This window comes from Parvibaculum sp., assembly GCF_049672805.1.
Lineage (GTDB): Bacteria > Pseudomonadota > Alphaproteobacteria > Parvibaculales > Parvibaculaceae > Parvibaculum.
Map to the genome: position 1 here is coordinate 1 of NZ_JBATWS010000269.1, position 6,803 is coordinate 6,803.

A 6,803-nucleotide genomic window follows, 5' to 3' on the forward strand; every position below is an offset into this window, starting at 1 on the left:
ATGCCCGCATTGCCGGCAACTGGAACCTGCATGATGACGAGATTCTGCAAGTCGCGCTCGAGCATCACCTTGTCAGCCGTCGCACCAGCCTTGTGGCAATCGACATCACGCCGTCGCGTCCCGACAGCGAAAGACTGACCCGGAAGGATATGCCCGTGAACCTGCCGGAAGGGTGGGAATATGAAAAGGTGTTTGGTCCGGCAACGGGACAGGCAGTCCCCGCGCGTTTTGCGGCGGCATCGCCCCGGCTTGCCCTGGCCGTAGCCCCTGCACCTGCAGCCGACATGGCAGCAACCGGCATTGCCCTCCCCCAGACCGCGACCGATGCACCGGCGTTGATCCGCAACGGGCTTGTCGCGCTTCTGATCGCCGCCTCCCTCGCGCTTTTCTGGTGGGTGCAGCGGCGGCGCGCAAAAGCGTGAGGTGGGAAAGGCGATGTCTCTGCCTTCAGCGAAAAAAGCGGTGGCCCTACTCGGGGCCGCCGCGCTTTTTCTCCTTTCAGCCTTCGGCACATGGCAACTCGGACACGGCCTCTACATCAAGGCAAAGGCAGAACTCGCACAGGTTCTTCTGGAACGCGCCTGGACGAAAACGCTTGAAGACGGAAAACCGCATAAAGCCTGGTACTGGGCGGATGCCTGGCCGGTTGCGAAACTAGAGTTCCCGTCACTCGGCGTGAGCCAAATTGTTCTGTCAAACAGCAGCGGCGAAGCGCTTGCCTTTGGGCCGGGTCATCTCACTGACTCACCGCTTCCCGGTCGCGGCGGGACGCCCGTTATCGCCGCACATCGCGACACGCATTTCTCAATTCTGCGTGACATCAAAAATGACGAGCGCGTCATCATTACGACGATGGATGGAAGAAAGCATATTTATAGAGTTCGGCAGAGCCGCGTTGTTTATTCAGATAATTCACACATTAATCCCCGCGCTGCAGGCGGACTTGCTCTTGTAACTTGTTATCCTTTTAACTCCACACAAACCGGGCCTCTCCGCTACGTCGTTTTTGCAACGATCGTGGATGACTTGATTTGAGTTCCAAGAACAGATGCGAGACTGACATTCATTCCCAACTGCAACCTGAAATAATAGACTATATAGCAAGATAGCCATTTTCCTGATTGTTCTTGACCAAACTGAAAATCTTCGACGTATTGATTGAAGATAATAATCTGTGCAAAGACGGCATGCACTCTGAGGGTAAAGTTAACTTGGGCTTGTCAAGCTATAGACGTTCCGTAAGTGAGGCCAAAAGGAAGGCCATCCTGCAGGCCGCGCGAGATCATTTTCTCAAGAATGGCTACAGCCGCGCCGCAATGGCCGACATTGCAAGAGACGCTGACGTCTCCACGGCAACCCTCTACAAGCACTTCTCCTCGAAGGATGATCTCTTCGCTGCCATTGTCGAAGACACCTATTTGCGCCTTGGTGTTGCGCTACCGTCAGACATTGACGGACTCACAGCGCGGGAATTTTTCATGATGCTGGCAGATGCCTACGCGGCACAGCAGATTGAAGGCCAGATGAACAAATTGTTCCGCATGGTCATTGCAGAAGTGCCGACCGCGCCGCATCTCGCAAAGACCGTCTATCAGGATGGTATCGTGCGTGCCTATGCCTATTTGCAAAAGGTTGCTGACGCGCTCGTGGCGCGCGGCGATCTCAAGCCGCACCACACCGCCGATGGTGTGCGTCATCTGGGAGGCATGCTGAAGGAGTACATCGTCTGGCCTGCGCTGTTCTCGCAGGAATTCTCCAGAACCGACGACATGAAGAAGAATCTGGAATTGTGTGTAGATACCTATCTGGCAATCTATGGAACAGAGGTGAGCACGAAACGCCCGGAGAAGGATACAAGTGGGAATTGAAGCGCACCGTCGCAAGATCAGCAATGAGAAACAGGCGGCCATCATTCGAGCCGCACAAGAGATATTTCTGACTCACGGCTACACACGCGCAGGCATGGCCGACATTGCCCGCGATGCTGATGTATCCACCGCCACGCTGTACAAGCGTTTCTCGTCGAAGGAAGAACTCTTCGCGGCCGTTGTAAAGGACGTGGCCCGCGAGACGGTCGACTATGAGTCCCTGATCTCGCAGGGCGACACAGCCCGCGACATTCTCTACAAAGTCGCGCGCGGATACCTGTCCACCCAGTTCGACAATCACGCCAATGCGCTGATGCGCATTGTCATCGCGGAAGTGCCCGGCGTCCCAAAACTGGCGAGCGAGATGTATGATCTTCTCAGCACCCGCCGCCATGAAAAGCTGCGCGCAGTGATTGACGAAATGGTGCGCAACAAGCTGCTGAAACCGCATGATACGGAATTCGGCGTCCGTATCGGCAGCGGGGCGCTCAAAGAGCTGTTCGTGTGGCCTGCCCTTTTCGACGCGTCCTATACGCTACCGCCGGACACAGACGAAAAAATCCACCGCTGCATCGATGCCTATCTGGCCCTTTTCGGCGTCGAGGAAAATAGCTAGCGCGTAACGACAAAAGCGTAACGATTGACGCTGAAGAAAAACGCGCCGCGTTCCACAAGCCTTAGCTGATCATCATACCAGGCCTGAACATCCGCCGCGGCGATGCCCTTCGCAGCCCCATTCGCGCGCGCATAATTGTGAATGGCGCGCATGATGCCCGCCGCATAGGAAACAGGCTGCCAGGTCGAAGCCAGCATGGGCACGATCTCCACACGGCGCACATGAAATCCCGCCTTGGTGAGCAAGGGCCCAAGCTTCGCGGGCAGATGCGGGTCGGCGAGATGACCGTCCCAGCAATCGAGAATGCGCGCCATGCGCGCTTCATCGGAAGAATGCCAGACGACGCTGCGCCAGTCCGTATCAAGGATCAGCGCCCGGCCACCCGGCTTCAGAACGCGAAACAGTTCGGCAAGGGCGCGCGGCATGTCCGGCACATACTCATAGACCTGCGTGGAGACCGCCGCGTCAAACGAGCCATCAGGAAAATCGAGCTTCGTCGCCTCGCCCGCCACACACTCCCCCTGCGGCATGGCAGCAAGCCGCGTGCGCGTCATCATCACCATGGCAGGTGCCATATCAAGCCCGACCACCCGGCCGCTCGTGCCCACAAGACGCGCAAGATCCTCCGCCAGCAATCCCGGCCCGGAGCCGATATCGAGAATATGCTCCCCCGGCCTCGGCGCGAGGAGATCAAGCACGCGGGCGCGCTGCGCCACCACATCCGGCGTCAGATACATCGCCTCAACCGCACGCGCGGCCGCTTCGTCAAACTCGATCATCTGGCTCATGCGCCGCTGTTCCTCCGAATTGCATTATTGATGGCGGCAGCCACCTTCTCCGGCTCGGCCAGATCGGCAATCAGATGCCGCGCGCCCTGCCGCGTGATTATGGCAAGCGCTCCTCCACCAAACCACCGCTGCGTGGCAGGTCGCCGCACCTGAGCCACGGCAATATCGCCCAGCGAAAGCTCAAGCCTGCGCCGCATCGGAAAACCCGACACGGCCTTGAGCGCCCCCTCACCCACCCTCACGCGCAGCGCACGCGCGCGCATGAAGGCATGAAGCAGAAGCAGCGGCACGACCACGCCCTCGATGACAAGAGCAATCCGCGCGACGACCAGCAGCGGCGGCTCCATCCAGCCCGACCAGAAATAGACGATCCCCCATGTGACGGCGACCGCAAGGGCAGGCAGAAAGATCGTCCAATGCGCGCTCGTTTCGGCGCGTGCCGCTTCCGGCGCCATGGTTTCAGGCTGTTCACTCATGCGGAGAGAATTGCAGAAGGGCCTCAATATGGAAAGTGAGCGATTGCGCCTTGCCGCAGCGACACTTGGAACTACCTCACAACAGGAGGGTATTGATCAGAGGAGACGCAAATGACCGGCCCCGAAAAAGAGACGGATGAGGCACGACAGGGCGAAACCGGCCTCGGTGTTCGCTATGTGCTGAGCGCTGGCCTTGCGGGCGTCGTGATTCTCTTTGCGATCATCTACCTCTCCTTTTTCGGCTTTCCCCATTTCGGGCTGAACAAGGCTCAGACAGGCGGCGACGGAACCGCCTCACCGACCGAGCAATATGAAGAAGAGCCGGAATGGCAGGAACCCGCGCCCGTTCGGCCAAGCGACGAAACGCCCCGCTGACGCTGCATCCTCTTGCCATTCCCCGGCAGGAGCGACGGAAGCCCCCTTTGAACGGCGGGTAAGTCGGGCCATATTGAGGCCATGGCGAGAGACAAGTTCAAATCATTTGGCCGGGGAGCGGAACGCCCGCTGCCTGCCGGACTGGCAGAGGCACCCGGCGCAAGCTTTGTGCCGCAAGGCGGACTGCTGGCGGATCGTGACACATGGGCAGGTGCCCTGCAGGGCGACCCGGCAAACTGGCCGCTCTTTGAGCCGCATCGCCCCGTGCGCCCGGAAAAGTCGGAAGGCGGCGTCCGCTTCAAGCTCGTCTCGGAATATGAGCCGGCCGGCGACCAGCCCACCGCCATCGCCGAACTGGTGGATGGCATTGAAAAAGGCGAGCGCGATCAGGTGCTGCTGGGCGTCACCGGCTCGGGCAAAACCTACACAATGGCGCAGGTCATCTACCGCACCCAGCGCCCTGCCCTGATCCTCGCCCCGAACAAGACGCTCGCCGCGCAGCTCTATGGCGAGTTCAAGAGCTTCTTTCCTGAAAACGCGGTGGAGTATTTCGTCTCCTACTACGACTACTACCAGCCGGAAGCCTATGTCCCGCGCACCGACACCTACATAGAAAAGGAAAGCTCGATCAACGAGCAGATCGACAGGATGCGCCACGCCGCCACGCGCGCGCTGCTCGAGCGCGATGATGTCATCATCGTTGCTTCCGTTTCCTGTATCTATGGTATCGGTTCGGTCGAAACCTATTCGGCCATGACCTTCTCGGTGAAGGTGGGAGAGCGGCTCGACCGCAAGCAGCTTCTCGCCGACCTCGTGGCGCTGCAATACAAACGCAACGACCAGGCCTTTGGCCGCGGTACGTTCCGCGTGCGCGGCGATACTGTCGAAATCTTTCCCGCCCACTATGAAGACCGCGCCTGGCGCATCTCTCTCTTCGGGGATGAGGTCGAGGAAATCGCGGAGTTCGATCCGCTGACGGGCCAGAAAACCGACAGCTTCAGGGAAGTGAAGCTCTACGCCAATTCGCACTATGTCACGCCGCGCCCGACGCTCAATCAGGCGATGGAAGAGATCAAGCATGATCTTCAGGTGCGCCTGCAGGAGCTGAAGGGACAGGGCAAGCTGCTGGAAGCGCAGCGCCTTGAACAGCGCACCCAGTTCGACCTCGAAATGATGGAGGCAACGGGAAGCTGCGCGGGCATCGAAAACTATTCGCGCTATCTCACGGGCCGCAAGCCCGGCGAGCCGCCGCCAACTTTGTTTGAATATCTGCCTGACAATGCGCTTGTCTTTGCGGATGAAAGCCATGTCACGATCCCGCAGATCGGCGGCATGTTCCGGGGCGACTATCGGCGCAAGTCAACGCTGGCCGAATATGGCTTCCGCCTGCCTTCCTGCGTGGACAACCGGCCCATGCGCTTCGAGGAATGGAATGCGATGCGCCCGCAATCCATTTTCGTCTCTGCAACGCCTGGCCCGTGGGAGATGGAGCAGACAGACGGCGTCTTCGTCGAACAGGTCATTCGCCCAACAGGCCTCATCGATCCGCCCACCATCGTCCGGCCCGTCGCAACGCAGGTGGACGATCTCATCGCCGAATGTCACGAGGTAGCGGCGAAGGGCCAGCGCGTGCTTGTCACCACGCTGACAAAGCGCATGGCCGAAGACCTCACCGAATATATGCATGAGCAGGGCATCCGCGTGCGCTACATGCATTCGGACATCGACACGCTGGAGCGCATCGAGATCATCCGCGATCTGCGGCTCGGCGCCTTCGATGTGCTGATCGGCATCAACCTGCTGCGCGAAGGTCTCGACATTCCCGAATGTGCGCTGGTCGCCATTCTGGATGCGGACAAGGAAGGCTTCCTGCGCTCGGAAACCTCGCTCATCCAGACCATTGGCCGCGCCGCGCGAAATGTGGATGGTCGCGTCATTCTCTATGCCGACAACATCACCGGCTCGCTGGAACGCGCCATGGCCGAAACCGCGCGCCGCCGCGAAAAGCAGAAAGCCTATAATGAGGCACACGGCATCACGCCGGAAAGCATCCGCCGCAACATCGGCGACATTCTCGAAAGTGTCTATGAGCGCGACCACGTGCGCGTGGATACGAGCGAAGCAAATGACAGCTTCATCGGCCACAATCTCCGCGCCCATATTGCGGACCTCGAAGCCCGCATGAAGGAAGCCGCCGCCGACCTCGAATTCGAAACCGCCGCCCGCCTCCGCGACGAAATCAAACGCCTCGAAGCCACCGAACTCGCCATCGCCGACGACCCGATGGCCCGCCAGTCAGCCGTGGAAGAAAGCGTCGCCCGTACGACAAAACCTAAAGGCCGCTCCACCAGCGGCAGGCCGGGAACGAGAGCGAGAAAATATCCGGGGAAAAAGGGCAGATAGCGGTTATATTCCTGTCGCAATTCTGACAGGGAGACTTCACCGCAATGCCTGATCGTGGGACCAGCATATTTGAGAACCGCTGGGATTTCCGTCATCTTGCTATCTGGACAGCGGCGGCGTTGCTGCTCGGGGCGTCGTGGCTTATGCCGGCGACGCGCGAGTGGTGGGATGCGCTTGATCTTGTTGTCTTCCGTGCGCTGAATGAGACCGTCACTTGGGGCTATGGTCCCGCTGCCTTCTGGGCGCTGACGGGCGACCGCCTGTTCGACGTGTTCTC

8 protein-coding genes and 1 pseudogene are annotated in these 6,803 nt (G+C 59.5%); 7 read left to right on the plus strand and 2 right to left on the minus strand.

Annotation, left to right across the window (positions count from 1 at the left end):
- The 4 genes and pseudogenes from WBF74_RS08650 to WBF74_RS08665 all read left to right on the plus strand — a co-directional run.
- A pseudogene (locus WBF74_RS08650) lies at positions 1 to 422 on the plus strand (marine proteobacterial sortase target protein); the annotation flags it as partial.
- Between the two features lies 1 nt (position 423).
- Positions 424 to 1,035, plus strand: a complete 612-nt coding sequence (locus WBF74_RS08655) for a class GN sortase (RefSeq protein ID WP_424438199.1) — start codon at positions 424 to 426, stop codon at positions 1,033 to 1,035.
- 92 nt (positions 1,036 to 1,127) lie between these two features.
- Entirely contained in the window at positions 1,128 to 1,868 is a 741-nt protein-coding gene (locus tag WBF74_RS08660; RefSeq protein WP_424438202.1) for a TetR/AcrR family transcriptional regulator, read from the plus strand.
- The gene (locus tag WBF74_RS08665; RefSeq protein ID WP_424438205.1) at positions 1,858 to 2,484 is read left to right on the plus strand and encodes a TetR/AcrR family transcriptional regulator; all 627 of its coding nucleotides are present in this window, start codon (positions 1,858 to 1,860) and stop codon (positions 2,482 to 2,484) included. Before WBF74_RS08660 ends, WBF74_RS08665 begins: the two co-directional genes overlap by 11 nt.
- Here the strand turns inward: WBF74_RS08665 and WBF74_RS08670 are convergent.
- Positions 2,481 to 3,272, minus strand: coding sequence for a class I SAM-dependent methyltransferase (locus WBF74_RS08670; RefSeq protein ID WP_424438208.1), 792 nt, complete (start codon positions 3,270 to 3,272; stop codon positions 2,481 to 2,483). The two genes, WBF74_RS08665 and WBF74_RS08670, sit on opposite strands and share 4 nt — an antisense overlap.
- The gene (locus WBF74_RS08675; protein ID WP_424438212.1) at positions 3,269 to 3,748 is read right to left on the minus strand and encodes a PH domain-containing protein; all 480 of its coding nucleotides are present in this window, start codon (positions 3,746 to 3,748) and stop codon (positions 3,269 to 3,271) included. The genes WBF74_RS08670 and WBF74_RS08675 overlap by 4 nt, the downstream gene beginning before the upstream one ends.
- Before the next feature lie 111 nt (positions 3,749 to 3,859).
- Between WBF74_RS08675 and WBF74_RS08680 the strand changes: the two genes are divergently transcribed.
- From WBF74_RS08680 to WBF74_RS08690, 3 genes are all read left to right on the plus strand, one after another.
- Positions 3,860 to 4,123: a hypothetical protein gene (locus WBF74_RS08680; RefSeq protein ID WP_424438215.1), complete on the plus strand. Its 264-nt coding sequence runs from the start codon at positions 3,860 to 3,862 to the stop codon at positions 4,121 to 4,123.
- Positions 4,124 to 4,204: 81 nt separating this feature from the next.
- Positions 4,205 to 6,526: an excinuclease ABC subunit UvrB gene (gene uvrB / locus WBF74_RS08685; RefSeq protein ID WP_424438218.1), complete on the plus strand. Its 2,322-nt coding sequence runs from the start codon at positions 4,205 to 4,207 to the stop codon at positions 6,524 to 6,526.
- A 44-nt stretch (positions 6,527 to 6,570) separates the two neighbouring features.
- Positions 6,571 to 6,803: hypothetical protein (locus tag WBF74_RS08690; RefSeq protein ID WP_424438221.1), on the plus strand; the 233-nt coding region annotated here is incomplete at its 3' end.